This is a genomic window from Sphingomonas sp., from assembly GCF_017744835.1.
Taxonomy (GTDB): domain Bacteria; phylum Pseudomonadota; class Alphaproteobacteria; order Sphingomonadales; family Sphingomonadaceae; genus Sphingomonas.
This window is the reverse complement of record NZ_JAGIAM010000001.1, coordinates 1,171,768-1,187,590: the sequence shown is the minus strand read 5'-3', so window position 1 is coordinate 1,187,590 and position 15,823 is coordinate 1,171,768. Positions and strand designations below refer to the sequence as shown.

The 15,823-nt window shown below is 67.0% G+C and carries 14 protein-coding genes; 9 read left to right on the top strand and 5 right to left on the bottom strand.

Going from position 1 to position 15,823, the window contains the following annotated elements; all coding sequences use genetic code 11:
* Nucleotides 1-23 precede the first annotated feature (23 nt).
* The gene (gene thiC, locus J7500_RS05695; RefSeq protein WP_294060545.1) at nt 24-1,883 is read left to right on the top strand and encodes a phosphomethylpyrimidine synthase ThiC; all 1,860 of its coding nucleotides are present in this window, start codon (nt 24-26) and stop codon (nt 1,881-1,883) included.
* Nucleotides 1,884-2,012: 129 nt separating this feature from the next.
* On the opposite strand, the gene J7500_RS05690 is transcribed toward thiC, so the two are convergent.
* Both J7500_RS05690 and J7500_RS05685 read right to left on the bottom strand, forming a co-directional pair.
* Nucleotides 2,013-2,870 (bottom strand): hypothetical protein, encoded by an 858-nt coding sequence (locus J7500_RS05690; RefSeq protein WP_294060544.1) that lies wholly within the window; start codon nt 2,868-2,870, stop codon nt 2,013-2,015.
* 363 nt (nt 2,871-3,233) lie between these two features.
* Complete coding sequence (locus tag J7500_RS05685) at nt 3,234-3,467, bottom strand: hypothetical protein (RefSeq protein ID WP_294060543.1); 234 nt, start codon at nt 3,465-3,467, stop codon at nt 3,234-3,236.
* A gap of 110 nt (nt 3,468-3,577) precedes the next feature.
* Between J7500_RS05685 and J7500_RS05680 the strand changes: the two genes are divergently transcribed.
* Both J7500_RS05680 and J7500_RS05675 read left to right on the top strand, forming a co-directional pair.
* Nucleotides 3,578-4,504, top strand: coding sequence for a hypothetical protein (locus J7500_RS05680; RefSeq protein ID WP_294060542.1), 927 nt, complete (start codon nt 3,578-3,580; stop codon nt 4,502-4,504).
* A gap of 98 nt (nt 4,505-4,602) precedes the next feature.
* Complete coding sequence (locus J7500_RS05675) at nt 4,603-5,001, top strand: VOC family protein (RefSeq protein WP_294060541.1); 399 nt, start codon at nt 4,603-4,605, stop codon at nt 4,999-5,001.
* 93 nt (nt 5,002-5,094) lie between these two features.
* Here the strand turns inward: J7500_RS05675 and J7500_RS05670 are convergent, their stop codons facing one another.
* Nucleotides 5,095-5,379, bottom strand: a complete 285-nt coding sequence (locus J7500_RS05670) for a helix-turn-helix domain-containing protein (protein WP_294060540.1) — start codon at nt 5,377-5,379, stop codon at nt 5,095-5,097.
* Between the two features lie 105 nt (nt 5,380-5,484).
* Between J7500_RS05670 and J7500_RS05665 the strand changes: the two genes are divergently transcribed.
* The 3 genes from J7500_RS05665 (at nt 5,485) to J7500_RS05655 (ending at nt 6,906) form a co-directional block, all read left to right on the top strand.
* Nucleotides 5,485-5,634 carry a hypothetical protein gene (locus J7500_RS05665; protein ID WP_294060538.1) on the top strand — a complete coding sequence of 50 codons (150 nt, stop codon included), beginning with the start codon at nt 5,485-5,487 and terminating at the stop codon, nt 5,632-5,634.
* Nucleotides 5,635-5,701: 67 nt separating this feature from the next.
* A complete protein-coding gene (locus J7500_RS05660; RefSeq protein WP_294060537.1) occupies nt 5,702-6,430 on the top strand; it encodes a hypothetical protein in 729 nt (242 codons plus the stop codon).
* A gap of 98 nt (nt 6,431-6,528) precedes the next feature.
* Entirely contained in the window at nt 6,529-6,906 is a 378-nt protein-coding gene (locus J7500_RS05655) for an antibiotic biosynthesis monooxygenase (RefSeq protein WP_294060536.1), read from the top strand.
* On the opposite strand, the gene J7500_RS05650 is transcribed toward J7500_RS05655, so the two are convergent.
* Together J7500_RS05650 and J7500_RS05645 are read right to left on the bottom strand one after the other, a co-directional pair.
* Nucleotides 6,878-7,615, bottom strand: a complete 738-nt coding sequence (locus tag J7500_RS05650; RefSeq protein WP_294060535.1) for a hypothetical protein — start codon at nt 7,613-7,615, stop codon at nt 6,878-6,880. The genes J7500_RS05655 and J7500_RS05650 overlap by 29 nt on opposite strands.
* A 155-nt stretch (nt 7,616-7,770) precedes the next feature.
* On the bottom strand, nt 7,771-9,852 hold the full coding sequence (locus J7500_RS05645) for a M3 family metallopeptidase (protein ID WP_294060533.1): 2,082 nt from the start codon (nt 9,850-9,852) through the stop codon (nt 7,771-7,773).
* A 223-nt stretch (nt 9,853-10,075) separates the two neighbouring features.
* Between J7500_RS05645 and J7500_RS05640 the strand changes: the two genes are divergently transcribed.
* From J7500_RS05640 to J7500_RS05630, 3 genes are read left to right on the top strand one after another with little or no spacing between them, the layout of a single operon-like run.
* The gene (locus tag J7500_RS05640; RefSeq protein ID WP_294060532.1) at nt 10,076-10,825 is read left to right on the top strand and encodes a protein ImuA; all 750 of its coding nucleotides are present in this window, start codon (nt 10,076-10,078) and stop codon (nt 10,823-10,825) included.
* Nucleotides 10,740-12,446 carry a DUF6504 family protein gene (locus J7500_RS05635; protein WP_294060531.1) on the top strand — a complete coding sequence of 569 codons (1,707 nt, stop codon included), beginning with the start codon at nt 10,740-10,742 and terminating at the stop codon, nt 12,444-12,446. Before J7500_RS05640 ends, J7500_RS05635 begins: the two co-directional genes overlap by 86 nt.
* Nucleotides 12,443-15,793 (top strand): error-prone DNA polymerase, encoded by a 3,351-nt coding sequence (locus J7500_RS05630; protein ID WP_294060700.1) that lies wholly within the window; start codon nt 12,443-12,445, stop codon nt 15,791-15,793. Before J7500_RS05635 ends, J7500_RS05630 begins: the two co-directional genes overlap by 4 nt.
* Nucleotides 15,794-15,823: the final 30 nt, after the last annotated feature.

The window sequence follows — 15,823 nt, the reverse complement described above, 5'->3', positions numbered from 1 at the left end:
TCCGAAGCGAAGGAGCGACACGCATGGCCGACATTCCCGCCAAGACCGAAATCGGCGTCACCACCGGCCCCATCCGCGGCAGCCGGAAGATCCATGTCGGCCCGCTCAACGTCGCGATGCGCGAGATCGGCCTCGAGCCCGGCTCGGGCGAGGCGCCGGTGCGCGTCTACGACACCTCGGGCCCCTACACCGATCCGCACGCGCACATCGACATCATGGCCGGCCTTCCCGCGCTCCGCCGCGACTGGATCCTCGAGCGCGGCGACGTCGAGGCCTATGACGCGCGCTCGGTGAAGCCCGAGGACAATGGCCAGCTCGGCCCCGATCGCTCGGGCGGCGTCCAGCCCTTCCCCAACGTCGTCAAGCGCCCGCTGCGCGCCAAGCCCGGCATGAACGTCAGCCAGATGCACTATGCCCGCCGCGGCATCATCACCCCCGAGATGGAATATGTCGCGGAGCGCGAGAATCTCGGCCGCGCGCGCCTCGCCGAATATGTCCGCGACGGCCAGAGCTTCGGCGCCGCCATCCCCGACTACGTCACCCCCGAGTTCGTCCGCGACGAAGTCGCCCGCGGCCGCGCGATCATCCCCAACAACATCAACCACCCCGAAACCGAGCCGATGGCGATCGGCCGCAACTTCCTGGTCAAGATCAACGCCAACATCGGCAACTCGGCCGTCGCCTCGGACGTCGCCAGCGAAGTCGACAAGATGGTCTGGGCGATCCGCTGGGGCGCCGACACCGTCATGGACCTCTCCACCGGCCGCAACATCCACGACACGCGCGAGTGGATCATCCGCAATTCGCCCGTGCCGATCGGCACCGTCCCCATCTACCAGGCGCTCGAGAAGGTCGGCGGCATCGCCGAGGAGCTGACTTGGGAGATCTTCCGCGACACCCTCATCGAGCAGGCCGAGCAGGGCGTCGACTATTTCACCATCCACGCCGGCGTCCGCCTGCCCTATGTCCCGCTCACCGCGAAGCGCGTCACCGGCATCGTCAGCCGCGGCGGCTCGATCATGGCGAAATGGTGCCTCGCGCACCACAAGGAGAGCTTCCTCTACGAGCGCTTCGACGAAATCACCGAGATCATGAAGGCGTACGACATCGCCTACAGCCTCGGCGACGGCCTGCGCCCCGGCAGCATCGCCGACGCCAATGACGAAGCCCAGTTCGCCGAGCTCTACACGCTGGGCGAGCTCACCAGGCGCGCCTGGGAGCAGGACGTCCAGGTGATGATCGAGGGCCCGGGCCATGTGCCCATGCACAAGATCAAGGAGAATATGGACAAGCAGCTCGAGGCGTGCGGCGAGGCGCCCTTCTACACGCTCGGGCCGCTCACCACCGACATCGCGCCGGGCTATGACCATATCACCAGCGGCATCGGCGCCGCGATGATCGGCTGGTACGGCACCGCGATGCTTTGCTACGTCACCCCCAAGGAGCATCTCGGCCTCCCCGACCGCGACGACGTCAAGGTCGGCGTGGTCACCTACAAGCTCGCCGCCCACGCCGCCGACCTCGCCAAGGGCCACCCCGCCGCCAAGGTCCGCGACGACGCCCTCAGCCGCGCCCGCTTCGAGTTCCGCTGGCGCGACCAGTTCAACCTGTCGCTCGATCCCGACACCGCCGAGCAGTACCACGACCAGACCCTCCCCGCGGAGGGCGCCAAGTCCGCGCACTTCTGCTCGATGTGCGGCCCGAAGTTCTGCTCGATGAAGATCACCCAGGAAGTCCGCGACTTCGCCGCGAAGCAGAACGCCTCCGCCGACACCTTCCTCGCCGCCGAGGAAGCCGAGGCCGGCATGGCCGAGATGAGCAAGGTCTTCAAGGAAACCGGCAGCGAACTCTACATGGGCTCGGGCGGAAGGGAGCACGACTGACGGGCGGGCTTGACTGAATCGGAACATAGATGGAACATACACCCCGTTCCAAAGGGCTGAGCCGTCGATGTCCGAGACCTGTTCCGATTTCGCGACATGCAATCACTGGCTTGGACTAGCTCGAACAACTCAGTCTGTTTTGGATAGATCAGGGTCGATTAAATCCATCCGTGCGGCAGCATGGAATATTCTCATGTGAGCGGCCCTGAGCTCTGCTCCCTCCAACTTAGCGAGCGAGTTCACTAATCCTATATGCTGATATTTTCTCGGCCAGTCATAATAGAAGGGCGATGCCCAGCCGAGAAGTGTAACCGCGCCGGCAAGGGTGATGACCAACACCGACACTGTGTGGTTTTGGTACGCCGAGCGCCACACGTCGGATGCGACCGCCAACCAAAGCCATAGAGAACCGACGGCGAAAATAGCGATCGCGATTATCAACAGTATAACGTAAACGAGCTGCCCCCAACCGATACGTGGACCACGTATATGCTTTGGGTATCCGATTGCGGCTGGCAGAAAGTGAAAAATCCAGTATGCCTCGGGATACCTAAGAAGGCTGTCTGCTTTCTGCTCTGGTCCGGCATTACGCAACTTCGCCAAGAACCACACTTGTATGAACGTTTGCTTGGAATATGAAAAACAAAAGGCAGTGCTAGAAAAACTTAGCGCCAAAAGTGCTGTATGACTAAATACCGCGGGCAATACCTCCAGTCCGCTAGCCCTGGCACTTTTGACGACCCCAAAATGCGAAAGGATTCCGAAGGCAGCTGCGCCGAGAATCCATAAAAATGCTTTCTTTGATGATTCGCGAATTTCGCGAAACGATTGATAATATCTTTCGTCGAGCGCCTCCCTATTCTGTGGATTCGGCTTCAGCATGAGCTGCAAAAGCTCGCCGTCCGTTAGCTTCGCTGTTTTTACGATATAGTCCCCGCGCTTCCGGTGCCACCGTTTCCTCGATTTCCCTTGCGTGTCGGGCCTCATCTATAAATCTCCCGGCGATGTGCTACCTGTACCACTAAGAGCAAACTTTTGCCGTGCTAATTCACAGAAGAACAGAGTGAATGCACGTTCTCCGTGGTATGGGATTATGCTATAATTTCGATCTAATCGGCAGATATCGGCGGCGGCCGCGATCGCCAGAATGTGACGATGGGACGATGGGGTGCCGCTCGCGCACCTCAACGGAGTTACTGCTTGCCCCCACTTCGCCTACATTACCCTGATTGTTCGCGACTATGACGAAGCGCTCGTCTTTACATCGGCACCCTCGGCTTTCACCCTCATCGAGGACACCCCATCCCCGAGCAGAACAAGCGCTGGGTCACGAGCACACGGCGGGCTGAGCTACTTCCGCAGCCACCGCGCCTCACCACCACCCACCCAATGCTTGCCATCCTTCGGCGCATCCCACGGGTTCACCACCGCCCAGCGCTTGACCGGCAGGAGCGCGTCCTCGCCCTCGCCCAGCGCCTGCCGCGCCGCGTGCCGGAAGCTGCGCGCGGCCTTCGCCTTCCACGGCTTGTCGCTCTTGGCGCAGGTGTAGCCGATCACCGGCGTCTTCTTGCGGCTGCGGCTCATCGCCCCTCCGGATCGCCGCCCGCTACTGGACAGCCGATCCGGTTAGCAAAAGAACACACCAAGTACAAACCCCCTTCCAAAATAGGATTTCATCTGCTCCACACTGGTAGATGAGCAAGCCAGAGCCACGCCAGGCCTTCGCGCCCGCCGCCGATGCGTGCGGGCCCGATCTATCCACTTTTCGGCCCGATCCGGGCGCGCAAGCCAATGCGCTCGCCGTCGCGCCCGACGACCCGGGCGACCTCGACGACCTCGACGATGCCCCCCATCCCCCCGAACCCTATGACCCCGCCGAATACCGCTGGGTCCCCGTCCGCCGCATCCCGCGGCTCGACGGCTGGACCGAGGAGAAGCAGCGCCGCTTCATCGAGACGCTCGCCGATACCGGGCTCGTCAATGCCGCGGCCAGGGCGGTCGGCATGTCGCGCGAGAGCGCCTATCGCCTGCGCCGCTCGGCGCACGGCGCGGCGTTCGCGCGCGCCTGGGATGCGGCGCGGCACCATGCCGGCGCCCTGATCGAGGACATCGCGTTCGAGCGCGCGATCGAAGGCGTCGAGCAGGAAATCTACAACGATCGCGGCGAAGTGGTCGCCGCGCGGCTGGTCCACGACAATCGCCTGCTCAAATATCTGCTCGGCCACCTCAAGCCCGAACGCTACGGCACCGCGCGCCAGGGCGCCCCCGATGCGCGCGCCGAGCCGATCGCCGCCCCGCCGGCGCTCGAGGAGAGCCTGCGGGCGATGGAGCCCGCGCTCCCCGCCCCGCCCGAGCAGCTGCTCGCCCCGCACGAGCTCGCGGCCGAGCTCGATCTCGCCGACGTGGCCGACGGCGTGCTGCCGCGCTTCCTCAGCGAGCAGCGCCCGCCCAGGTCCGGCGCGCAGGTCGCCGCCGATGAAGCCGCCGCCCGTAACGCGCGCGGCGCCGCGGCGCTGGCCAGGGAGCAGGCGGGGCACAGGCTCACCGACGAGGAGTTCGCCGATCAATGCTATCACCTCGATCCCGAGGCCAATTGGCGCCGCCGCCGACGATCGCGATAGTGTGACCCTGGTGTGACCTTTGCGGGCTCGCCAGGCGATTGGAGCCGAGCGACGGCGCGCAATTCCCTTCCGCGCCCCGCCCGCTACGATGCGCCGCCATGCCCCATCTGGCCCATATCACGCTCCTCGTCCGCGACTATGACGAAGCCCTCGCCTTCTACATCGGCAAGCTCGGCTTCACGCTGGTCGAGGACACCCCCATCCCCGGGCAGGACAAGAGATGGGTCACCATCCGCCCGGCGCACGCGCCGGACGCCGCCGCCACCATCCTCCTCGCCCGCGCCGCCACGCCCGAGCAGGCCGAAGCGATCGGCAACCAGGCCGGCGGGCGCGTCTTCCTGTTCCTGAGCACGGACGATTTCGACCGCGACCATGCGCGCTTCAGCCAGGCCGGCGTCGAATGGGTCCGCCCGCCCGCGGTGCATGATTACGGCAAGGTCGCGGTGTTCCGCGATCTCTACGGCAATCTCTGGGACCTGATCGAGCACCGCCGCTAGGCCCGCGACGCCCGCCCCGCCACTGCTGTTTCGGCGCCCACTGCGCCTCGCCGCCGCCCGTGCCATGGCCGAGGCCCGGCGAGTGGCGGCGGCTCATGCCGCGACGGCGCGCGCGGCCGCCTCGGGCTCGGCCTCGATCACCTTGAGATAGGCGCGCACCGCCGGCGGCGGCATGTGGCGGCCGATCTCATATTGGCGGATGCTGGCGAGCGGGATGCCATAGGTCCTGGCGAACGCCTCCTGGCTCAGCCCCAGCTTGTTGCGGAGCCGCCGGATTCGCCGCCCCATCAGCCCGCGCTCGAGCCCCGCGACGCTCACGGGGAAATCCTCGGGATCGTCCGGATCCGCCGGGATCGCGATGATAGTCTCTTTATTCACGCGCATGCCAAGCCTCGCTCGAAGCGCCCATCTATGTGATCCACATAGTCCACCAATGCAATCCCGCCGCGCGCAACGCCCGCCCGCCCCGCGCGTTACGCCGACATGATCCGCAAGCTCGCCTCGGGCGAATACCGCCTCTATTCCCGCAAGAAGGATCCGGAGACGGGCAAGCGCCGCAACCTCGGCACCTTCGACAGCAAAGCCGCGGCGCAGCAGCACGAACGCGAAGTCCAGTATTTCAAGCGCCATTGACTCGCGTCGGAACATAGCACGAACAAAAAGCTTTCAAAATAGGATTTCATCTGCTCCACACTTGCAGATGAGCAAGCACGACTCTCGCGAAACCTTCGAGCGCGCTCCCACCGACGCGCCCGATCCCGCCAACCCCCAGGACGCCGGCGCGCCAGCCGAGGCGCCGCCCGAGGATGCGGCCGGCGACTCCGAAGACGATTTCGAAGACGATTTCGAAGACGATCCCGAAGACGATCCTGAAGCCGACGCCTTCGGCCCCGTGCCCGTGCGCTATCGCCACGACGGCTGGGTGCCCGATCGCCAGCATGCCTTCATCGAGGCGCTCGCCGGCTCGGGCTGCGTCGACGAGGCGTGCCGCGCGGTCGGCATGGGCCGCAGCTCCGCCTATGCGCTGCGCCGCCGGCCCGATGCCCAGGCCTTCCGCCTCGCCTGGGACGCGGCGATGGACGTCGCCGTCACGCGCCTCGCCGATGCCGCACTCTCCCGCGCGATCAACGGAGTCGCCGTGCCCATTTTCCACCAGGGCGAGCAGATCGGCGAGCGCCGCCAGTACAACGAGCGGCTGACCATGTTCCTGCTGCGCTACCGCGACCCCACGCGCTATGGTCGCTGGCTCGATCGCATCGAGACGCGCCAGCCGACGGAGGGTCCGGTCGCGATCCTGTCCTATCGTGTCGGGCGGATGCTGCGCGCGGCCTGGGCGGCATTCAACGCCGCGCTCGACGGCCGCTCGTCGCCCGCTCCCGAAGCCGAGGTCGTCGTCGACGCCGGCCGGATCGAAGGGACGCTGCACTGAAAACACGGGGGAGGGTGTGCGCTTTGTCCACTTCCGTGGCCGCGGACCTTCCCCTTCCCCCACGCATTCCTCCCGCACAGCAGACGGAGGCCAGTCCCATGTTCGTCGCGGCCTATTGGTGGCGGGTCCATCCCGGCAAGGAAGACCAGTTCCGCGCCGCCTGGCGCCGCGGCACCGAGTTGATCCGCGCGCGCTACGGCAGCCTCGGCTCGCGCCTCCACCGCGATGCGGCCGACGCGGGGCCGGGCACGCGCTTCATCGGCATCGCCGAATGGCCCGATCGCGCCACCTGGCAGCGCGCCTTCGACGCGCGCATGGCCTATGACGAGCCCGAAACCCGCGCCGCCTTTGTCGACGCGATCGCCGACACCGCCCACGCGCCGCTGCTGCTGCTCGAAGTGACCGACGACCTGCTCGACCGTGCGCCCGGAGACGCGGGGGCCGCGGTCAGCTCCCCAGCGGCTGGGCCGGGTTGATGTGCGTCTGGACGTCGAACGCCGCGGTGCCGTTGATCTTGCCGGTGAGCGTTCCCGATGTCTGGGGCAGGATCGTGCCCGCGTCGGCGAACCAGAAATAATGGCCCTGGACGCGGTCGGGGAAGTTGGCGCCGAACATGCCGGTCACCTGGATCGGCGCCGAGAAGTCCATCGTCTCGGTCTTCATCGTCGCCACCATGTCGACCCTGACCTGCGACTTGGGCGGCACGGTGACGGTCACCGTCGAGCTCGCCCCCTTGTTGACCGTGGTCGAGCCCGACTGGCCGACGGTGGCGGAGACGTTGAACTGCATGCCCATCTGGAACACCCCTTCCAGCGTCACGCTCTCGCTGAAGGTCATCCCGGTGGTCACCGACGTCGACCAGCCGGTGGTCTCGGCCCAGCCGCCGTTGACGGTGAGCGAGATCGAGGCGGGATCGTCGCCATAGTTGAAGGCGGTGTTGCTCCCCACCACGGCCTGGTCGGCCTGCTGGCCTTCCTCGCTGTAGCTGATCTCGCCCAGCGTCTTGTAGCAATAATGGCCATATTGCTGGGTGATCGGGGGCGAGACCGCGTTGTAATAGGTCGTGTCATTGAGCGCGATGCCGTCGGGCGTCTCGCCGTACATCGCGCCGAACTTGTCGCGGACCGCGCTGGGGCTCGAGCTGAGTGCCTGCAGGTCGGACCAGACGAGATATTCCTGTGTCATTGCACCCCTCCCGTTGAAGAACCGGGGAGGAGAAGAACAGCAGCACGGGTTCGCGGCAATCGGGCGGGGCGCCAGTCGAATCCCTTTCGGTTGCGTCTCGGCCGACGCGCCCGGAACGGAGGATTCGCCGGCGCCCGCGCGCCTTTCTGGCCCCGCTATTGCACCGGGAAGCCGCGGCGCCTGAACAGCGCCTTCACGTCGGGGTCGCGGCCGCGGAAGGCGCGGTACGCTTCCTTGCGGTCGGTCTCGTTGCCGGTCGAGAGCAGGGTGGTGCGGAAGCGGTCGGCGGTGGGCTTGTCCCAGACGTTGCCGGTCTCCTCGAACGCCGCCCAGGTGTCCGCGTCCATCGTCTCGGACCAGAGATAGGAGTAATAGCCCGCCGAATAGGCGTCGCTCGAGAAGAGGTGATTGAACTGCGGCAGCCGGTGCCGCATCACGATCTCCCTGGGCATGCCGATCGCGGCCAGCGTGTCGCGCTCGAAGGCGTCGGGGTCGGTCACCGGCGCGTCGCGGTCGTGGAGCTTCATGTCGATGATCGCGGCCGAGAGATATTCGACCGTGTCGAAGCCCTGGTTGAAGGTCTCGGCCTTCTCGATCTTCGCCACCAGCCCGGCCGGGATCGGCGTGCCGGTCTGGTAGTGCTTGGCGAAGCGGCTGAGCACTTCGGGGGTGAGCAGCCAGTTCTCGTTCACCTGGCTGGGATACTCGACGAAGTCACGCGGGGTGCCGGCGAGGCCGGGGTAATAGACGTTGCCGAGCAGGCTGTGGATCGCATGGCCGAACTCGTGGAACAGCGTGGTGGCGTCGTCGAGGCTGATCAGCGTCGGCTGGCCCGCGCCGCCCTTGGTAAAGTTGTTGTTGTTGCTGGCGAGCACGATCCGGTCGCCGCGCAGCCCGCTGCGGATGCGATAGGTCGTCGCCCAGGCGCCCGATCGCTTGCCCGAGCGGGCATAGCCGTCGAAGTAGAAGATGCCGACCGTGCTGCCGTCCTTGCGGCTGGCGACCAGGAAGGTGCGGACGTCGGGGTGGAAGACGGGGATCGTCCCCGTATTCTCCTTGAAGTCCAGGTCGTAAAGCTGGCCCGCGGCCCAGAAGGCGCCCTGCAGGATCGTGTCGAGCTGCAGGTACGGCTTCACTTCGTTCTCGTCGAGGTCGTACTTCGCCTTGCGGACCTTCTCGGCATAGAAGCGATAGTCCCAGGGCGCGATGGTGATGCCGGCCTTCTCCTGGTCGGCGAGCGCCTGCATGTCGGCCACTTCCTCGCGCACCCGGGCGACGGCGGCGGGCCACACCGCCATCATCAGCTTCATGGCGTTGTCGGGGGTCTCCGCCATGGTGTCGTCCATGCGGTACCAGGCGTGGTTCTTGAACCCGAGCAGCTTCGCCCGCTCGTGGCGCAGCTTGAGGATCCGGGCGATCACTTCGTTGGTGTCGTTGGCATCGCCATTGTCGCCGCGGTTGACGAAGGCCTTGTAGACCTTCTCGCGCAGCGCCCGGTTGGTCGAATACATCAGGAAGGGTTGGACCGAGGAGCGCGTGTTCTTGATCGCCCACTTCCCCGCCTGCCCACGCGCGCCGGCTTCCTCGGCCAGGCTCGCCTTGAAGCTGTCCGAGAGGCCGGCGAGATCGGCCTGGCTGTCGAGCAGGATCGCGGTCTCCTCGTCGGCCAGCACGCGGCGGCTGAACTCGGTGAAAGCCTCGGCCAGCGACTGGTTGATCCGCTTGACCTCGGCCTTGCCCGCCTCGTCCAGCAGCGCGCCCGAGGTGACATAGTCGCGATAGGTGCGCTCGAGCAGCCGCATCTGCCGCGCGTCGAGCCCTGCGGTGGCGCGGTGGTCATAGACCGCCTTCACGCGCGCGAACATCTTGGGGTCGAGGCTCAGCTCGGTGAAGAAGGCCGAGAGCTTCGGGCTCCATTCCTTGGCGATCGCCTGCACCTCGGGCGTGGCGAGGTTGCTCTGGTAGACGCCCCAGATCGCGAACAGCCGGTTCATCTGCGCGCCCGATCGCTCGTTCGCCTCGATCGTGTTCTGGAAGGTCGGCGCGGCGGGGTTGTCGCGGATCTTGTGCATCTCGTCCCGCGCATGCGCCATCGCTGCCTCGAACGCCGCGGGGAACATCGCAGGTTTGACCTTGTCCCACGGCGGAACCCCGTCGAACGGCCCGCTCCATTCGCCGAGCAGCGGCGCGGGATCGACGGTGGCGACGGGTGCGGGGGCAGTCTGGGTTCGAGTCATTGCGGCTCCAGGAACGGATGCGACGGCAAGCGCCGTGGTGGCAATCAACGCAAGGCGCGGCTTGTGGATCATCATGGCTTCCCCCGGGGCGTCTAGGATGGTGGAACCCTAGGGCGGCGGCGGCGGAACGCAACGGAGCAGAGGAGAACGAAAAGAGAATCATTGACTCCTGCCCGCATCGGAACAGAATGGGAACACTGTCGTTCCCGAGTCGATGTCGCCGATGCCCGATCCTGCCGTTCTTCACCAGCTCCGCGAGCAATTGCGCGCGATGGAGACCGGCGGCTTCCGCCGGCGCCCGGCATTGCCCTTCGGAGTCGAGGCGCTCGATTCGCGGCTCGCCAGCGGCGGCCTCCGGCTCGACGCGCTGCACGAAGTCGCCGCGATCGGCACCGACATGGCAGACGATTGCGCGGCAACCCTGTTCCTCGCCGGCATCGCCGCGCGTGCCTGGGGGCCGGTGCTGTGGGTAGTGCGCCGCCGCGACCTGTTCGCGCCCGGCCTGTCGCAGGTGGGGCTCAGCCACAAGCGCCTGATCTATGCCGAGGCCGGCGACGATGCCGAGCTGCTCGCGATCATGGAGGAGGGGCTGCGCCACCGCGGGCTCGGCGCGGTGATCGGCGAGGCCAGGCGCGCCGACATGACCGCGACGCGCCGCCTCCAGCTCGCAGCGGAAGGCGGGCGGACGATCGCGCTGCTGATGCGCCGCCCCGCGCGCGAGGGCAGCGATCCGCTCGCCGCGCCCTCGGCCGCAGTGACGCGCTGGCGCGTGGCCTCGGCACCCTCGACCCCGCTGCCGGTGGAGGGAGTCGGCCGGCCGCGCTGGCGGCTCGAGCTGGTGCGGCAAAAGGGGGGCGAAGGTTTCGTGATGGAAGTGGAGGCAAGCGATGAAACGGGTCGCTGCGCTCTTCCTGCCCCAATGGCCGATCGAAAGGCTGTGGCGGGCGGAAGCGCATCCCGGCGCGCGGCCTGACCCCGCGCCCGCCGCACCGCTCGTCCGCAACGGCGGCTGGCGCCCTGGCGCCAAATGGGCGCGGCAAGACCAGATCCTCCCAGAAATGGGGAGGGGGACCATTCGCGCAGCAAATGGTGGAAGGACGCCCCGCCTCACAGCCCTCCACACCGGCAACCGCGTGCTGATCGCCGCCGCCTGCCCCCAGGCGCAGGCGCTGGGGCTCGTCCCCGGCATGGCCGTCACCCAGGCGCGCGCGCAGGTGCGCGGGCTCGACATCCGCCCGGCCAAACCCGAGGCTGACCTCGCCGCGCTCCGCCGCCTGGCGATCCTCGCGGCGCGGCGCTGGTCGCCGATCGTCGCGCTGTCGGGGGAGGACGGGCTGTTCCTCGACCTGACCGGCACCGCCCACCTGTTCGGCGGCGAAGAGCGGATGGCGCGCGGCATCGTCCGCCTGCTCGCCCGCGCCGGCTTCACCGCACGCATCGCCGTGGCCGACACTCCGGGCGCCGCCTGGGCACTCGCCCGCCATCTGCCCGCCCCCATCACCCTCTGCCCGCCCGGTGCGCACGAAAAGGCGCTCGCCGACCTCCCCACCACGGCGCTGCGTATGGACGAGCCCGCGGTGGAGCTGCTCCGCCGCCTCGGCATCGATCGGGCCGGCCAGCTCGCCGCGCTCCCTCGCGGCCCGCTCGTCCGCCGCTTCGGCACCGCCACCGTGCTGCGGCTCGACCAGGCGCTCGGCCGCGTCCCCGAGCCGCTCGATCCGGTGATCCCGCCCGAGGCGGTAGCCGTGCACCAGCGCTTCGCCGAGCCGATCGCCACTGCCGAAGCCATCGAACATTGGCTGGGCGAGCTCGTCCCCCGCCTGGCCGCCGCGCTCGAGGCCGAGGGGCTGGGCGTGCAGGCGCTCGAATGCATCGCCGATCGCATCGACGGCGTCCCCCAGCGCATCCGCTTGGGGCTGGCCCGGCCGAGCCGCGACCCCGCACACCTCCTCCGCCTGCTCACGCGCCGGATCGAGAACGTAGCGCCCGGCTATGGTATCGACGCGATCGCGCTCCACGTCCGCCGCGCCGCGCCGCTCGGCCCCCAGCCGGTGGTCGAACGGCTCGACGAAGAGGCCGCGCCCGACCTCGCGCCTCTGGTCGACACGCTGGCGACGCGGATCGGCATGCAGCGCATGTGGCGGATGCGCCCGATCGAGAGCGACGTGCCCGAACGCAGCACCGAGCGCGCGTCCGTGCTCGACCCGCCGGTACGCGCCGCCCCCCGCGGCAAGCGCGACGACGTCCGCCAGCTCGACCGCAACCTGCCGCTGCCGCCCTGGCATCCCGACTGGCCGCGCCCCGCGCGTCTGCTCGCCCGCCCCGAGCCGCTCGACCATGTCCTCGCCGAGCTACCCGACCAGCCGCCGCGCCGCTTCACCTGGCGCGGCCACGCCCACCGCGTCGTCCGCGCCGACGGGCCCGAGCGGATCACCGGCGAATGGTGGAAGCGCGGCGCCGAGCGCGCGAGCGTGCGCGACTATTTCCGCGTCGAAGACGAGACCGGCCGCCGCTACTGGCTGTTCCGCTCGGGCGACGGCGAGCGCGCGGTGACAGGGGACCTCAGCTGGTATCTCCACGGGGTGTTCGGATGAGCTGGTCCGAACTCCAGGCGACGACGCATTATTCGTTCCTGCGCGGCGCGTCCTCGCCCGAGGAGCTGTTCGCCACCGCCGCGCTGCTGGGAATGCCCGCGCTCGGGGTGACCGACCGCAACTCGGTCGCCGGCGTGGTGCGCGCGCTGGTCGCCGCCGAGACGACCGGGGTGCGGCTGGTGACCGGCTGCCGGCTCGACCTGGTCGACGGCACCTCGCTGCTCGTCTGGCCCGAAGATCGGCAGGCGTGGGGCCGGCTCACGCGCCTGCTCACGCTCGGCAAGTCGCGCGCCGACGCCCAGCGCGGCGAGAAGGGCAAATGCTTCCTCCATTGGGAGGATGTGGCGAGCCACGCACAAGGGCTGGTCGGCGCGCTCGTCCCCGGCTTCGCCGATCCCGGCGACGAGCTCGCGCTGCGCTGGATGGCCGACGTCTTCGGCAGCGAGCGTGGCCATGTCTGCCTCACCCAGCACCGCCGCCCCGGCGACGCGCTGCGGCTACACCAGCTCAGCCAGGCCGCCGCACGCTTCGGCCTCACCGCGCTCGCCACCGGCGACACGCTCTACCACCATCCCGACAAGCGCATGCTCCAGGACGTGGTCACTGCGATCCGCGAGAAGTGCACGATCGACGAGCTCGGCTTCCGCCGCGAACGCAGCGCCGATCGGCACCTCAAGGCCCCGCAGGAAATGGCGCGGCGGTTCAAGCATTATCCGGAGGCGCTGGCGGCGGCGGAGGCCATCGTCGAGCGGTGCACGTTCAATCCGCGCGAGCTGAAGAAGGCATATCGCTATCCCGATGAAGTCGTGATGACCGGCCGCACGCCGCAAGAAGCGCTCGACCGCATGGCTCGAAACGCATTCGGGAAAGTCTATCCGGGACAGGACCAGAACAAGGCCAAGGCGCAGCTCGAGGAGGAGCTGAAGCTCGTCGCGGACATGGGTTATGCGCCCTATTTCCTAACCGTGCATTCGATCGTCGAATATGCGCGCAGCCAAGGGATATTGTGCCAGGGCCGCGGTTCGGCTGCGAACTCAGTGATCTGCTACGTGCTGGGCATCACCTCGATCGACCCCATCAAGAACAAGCTGCTGTTCGAGCGCTTCATTTCGGTCGACCGCCACGAGCCGCCCGACATCGACGTCGATTTCGAGCACGAGCGACGCGAAGAGGTGATCCAGTGGATTTACCAGACTTATGGCGAAAGCCATGCCGCGCTGACCGCCGTGGTGATTCGCTTCCGTGCGCGCAGCGCGCTGCGCGAAGTCGGCAAGGCGATGGGCCTACCCGAGGATCTTACCGCTGCCCTGGCCTCACAGGTCTGGGGATTGTCGAACGAGATCGACGACAAGCACGCCAATACGCTGAATCTTGATCGGAGCGACCCTCGGCTCGCGCTCACACTTGAGTTGGCCCATGAACTGGTGGAAGCGAAGACTCCGCGCCATCTTTCGCAGCATCCTGGCGGCTTCGTGCTGTCGCACGGCAAGCTGCACGATCTGGTGCCCATCGAGCCAGCCGCGATGGAGAAACGCCGCGTCATCGAATGGGAAAAGGACGATATCGAGACGCTCGGGCTGATGAAGGTCGACGTGCTCGGGCTCGGCATGCTCGGCTGCATGCGGCGTGCCTTCGATCTGCTGGCCGAGCACAAGGGCGTGCGGATGACGCTCGCCTCACCGCCACTCCAAGGTACCGACAAGCCGACTTTCAAGATGATCCGGCGCGCTGACACGCTCGGTACCTTCCAGATCGAAAGCCGCGCGCAGATGTCGATGCTGCCACGGCTCAAGCCGAAGAATTTTTACGACATCGTCATCCAAGTGGCGATCGTGCGACCCGGACCGATCCAGGGCGACATGGTTCACCCTTATCTCCGGCGGCGCGAGGGGAAGGAGAAGGTCGAATTTCCTTCGGCGGAACTGGAAGACGTGCTGGGCAAGACGCTGGGCGTGCCGCTGTTCCAGGAGCAGGCCATGAATGTCGCTCTGGTTGGAGCAGGCTTCAACAGGAAGCGTGCGGATGAACTGCGCAAGGCCATGGCGACGTTCAAGTCGAACGGCGGCATCGACAAGTTCGCGCAGGAATTGATCGATGGCATGGTCGGCCGAGGCTATGACCAGGACTTCGCCCAGCGTATGGTCAAACAGATCGAGGGTTTTGGCAGCTATGGCTTCCCCGAGAGCCATGCCGCCAGCTTCGCCAAGATCGCTTATGCTTCGGCTTGGATGAAGTGCCATCATCCGGACATCTTCTGCGCCGCGCTGCTCAACGCGCAGCCGATGGGCTTTTACGCACCTGCGCAAATCGTCCGCGATGCGCGCGAGCATGGTGTGGAAGCGCATCCGGTCTGCATCAATGCCAGCGATTGGGATACGACCGTGCTGCCGCCCGAGCCTTCCAGCCGGCTCCGGAAGGAGACCTTCTTCTGGGGCAGGCGCAAGGATTGGGAGAAACTCCTGCCGCTGCGGTTGGGCATGCGCATCGTCCAGGGGCTTTCACAGGAGGACGCAGAGGCGATTTTCGAGGCCCGCCAAGCGGACGGGCCCTTCACCACGATCGAAGAAGTCTGGCGGCGCTCCAAGGTGAAGCCGGCGGCGCTGGAACGGCTGGCGCGTGCCGATGCGTTTCAATCGTTGGGCCTCGACCGACGGCAGGCACTCTGGGCTGTCACGGCCTTGGGGGAAAAACCCCTCCCTCTGCTTGAGGCTGCCGATCTGTTTGCCGGCAAGGTGCAGCCCGAGACCGTCGAGCCCAAGGTGGTTCTCACGCCGCTCAGCGCTGGCCGCGAAGTGGTGGAGGATTATCGCGCCACCCAGCTGAGTCTGCGCAATCACCCTCTCCATTTTCTGCGCAACAAGCTGGAGGAACGAAAGATCCTGCGCTGCGGCGATCTTGCAAAGGTCAAAGATGGCCAACCCGTCGAAGTGGCGGGGCTCATTCTCATCCGCCAGCGGCCCGGGAGCGCCAAGGGCGTAGTGTTCGTGACGCTGGAAGACGAAACCGGCATCGCCAATGCCGTGTTGTGGCCGGATCGTTTCGAAGCCAATCGCAGAACGATCATGACGGCGACCATGCTGGCAATCCGTGGCCGGGTGCAGCGCGAGGGGCGAGTAATCCATGTCGTTGCCGAACGGATCATCGATCTCACTGCCTGGCTTCGCGAGGTCGGTCATCTCGAACTGCCGCATCGCGCCATGCCGGGCGATGGCGCCACGCACGGGAACGAGATCGATCCCCGCGACCGGCTCAAGCTCCCCCGCCAGCGTCCCGCCGACAGCTGGCCGCCGCGCCGCAGCCTCAAGGCGCCCGACCTGATCCCAGTGCGTTCGCGCGATTTCCACTGAAGAGAGTGGTCACCGTGCGCTGGACAAGGC

Excerpts from the sequence above, each read along its gene's own strand:
- J7500_RS05685 (WP_294060543.1), bottom strand. The coding sequence starts at position 3,467 with ATGAGCCGCAGCCGCAAGAAGACGCCGGTGATCGGCTACACCTGCGCC.
- J7500_RS05640 (WP_294060532.1), top strand. The coding sequence starts at position 10,076 with ATGCCCGATCCTGCCGTTCTTCACCAGCTCCGCGAGCAATTGCGCGCG.
- J7500_RS05635 (WP_294060531.1), top strand. The coding sequence starts at position 10,740 with ATGAAACGGGTCGCTGCGCTCTTCCTGCCCCAATGGCCGATCGAAAGG.
- J7500_RS05655 (WP_294060536.1), top strand. The coding sequence starts at position 6,529 with ATGTTCGTCGCGGCCTATTGGTGGCGGGTCCATCCCGGCAAGGAAGAC.
- J7500_RS05660 (WP_294060537.1), top strand. The coding sequence starts at position 5,702 with ATGAGCAAGCACGACTCTCGCGAAACCTTCGAGCGCGCTCCCACCGAC.
- J7500_RS05680 (WP_294060542.1), top strand. The coding sequence starts at position 3,578 with ATGAGCAAGCCAGAGCCACGCCAGGCCTTCGCGCCCGCCGCCGATGCG.
- thiC (WP_294060545.1), top strand. The coding sequence starts at position 24 with ATGGCCGACATTCCCGCCAAGACCGAAATCGGCGTCACCACCGGCCCC.
- J7500_RS05665 (WP_294060538.1), top strand. The coding sequence starts at position 5,485 with ATGATCCGCAAGCTCGCCTCGGGCGAATACCGCCTCTATTCCCGCAAG.
- J7500_RS05645 (WP_294060533.1), bottom strand. The coding sequence starts at position 9,852 with ATGACTCGAACCCAGACTGCCCCCGCACCCGTCGCCACCGTCGATCCC.
- J7500_RS05650 (WP_294060535.1), bottom strand. The coding sequence starts at position 7,615 with ATGACACAGGAATATCTCGTCTGGTCCGACCTGCAGGCACTCAGCTCG.
- J7500_RS05690 (WP_294060544.1), bottom strand. The coding sequence starts at position 2,870 with ATGAGGCCCGACACGCAAGGGAAATCGAGGAAACGGTGGCACCGGAAG.
- J7500_RS05630 (WP_294060700.1), top strand. The coding sequence starts at position 12,443 with ATGAGCTGGTCCGAACTCCAGGCGACGACGCATTATTCGTTCCTGCGC.
- J7500_RS05675 (WP_294060541.1), top strand. The coding sequence starts at position 4,603 with ATGCCCCATCTGGCCCATATCACGCTCCTCGTCCGCGACTATGACGAA.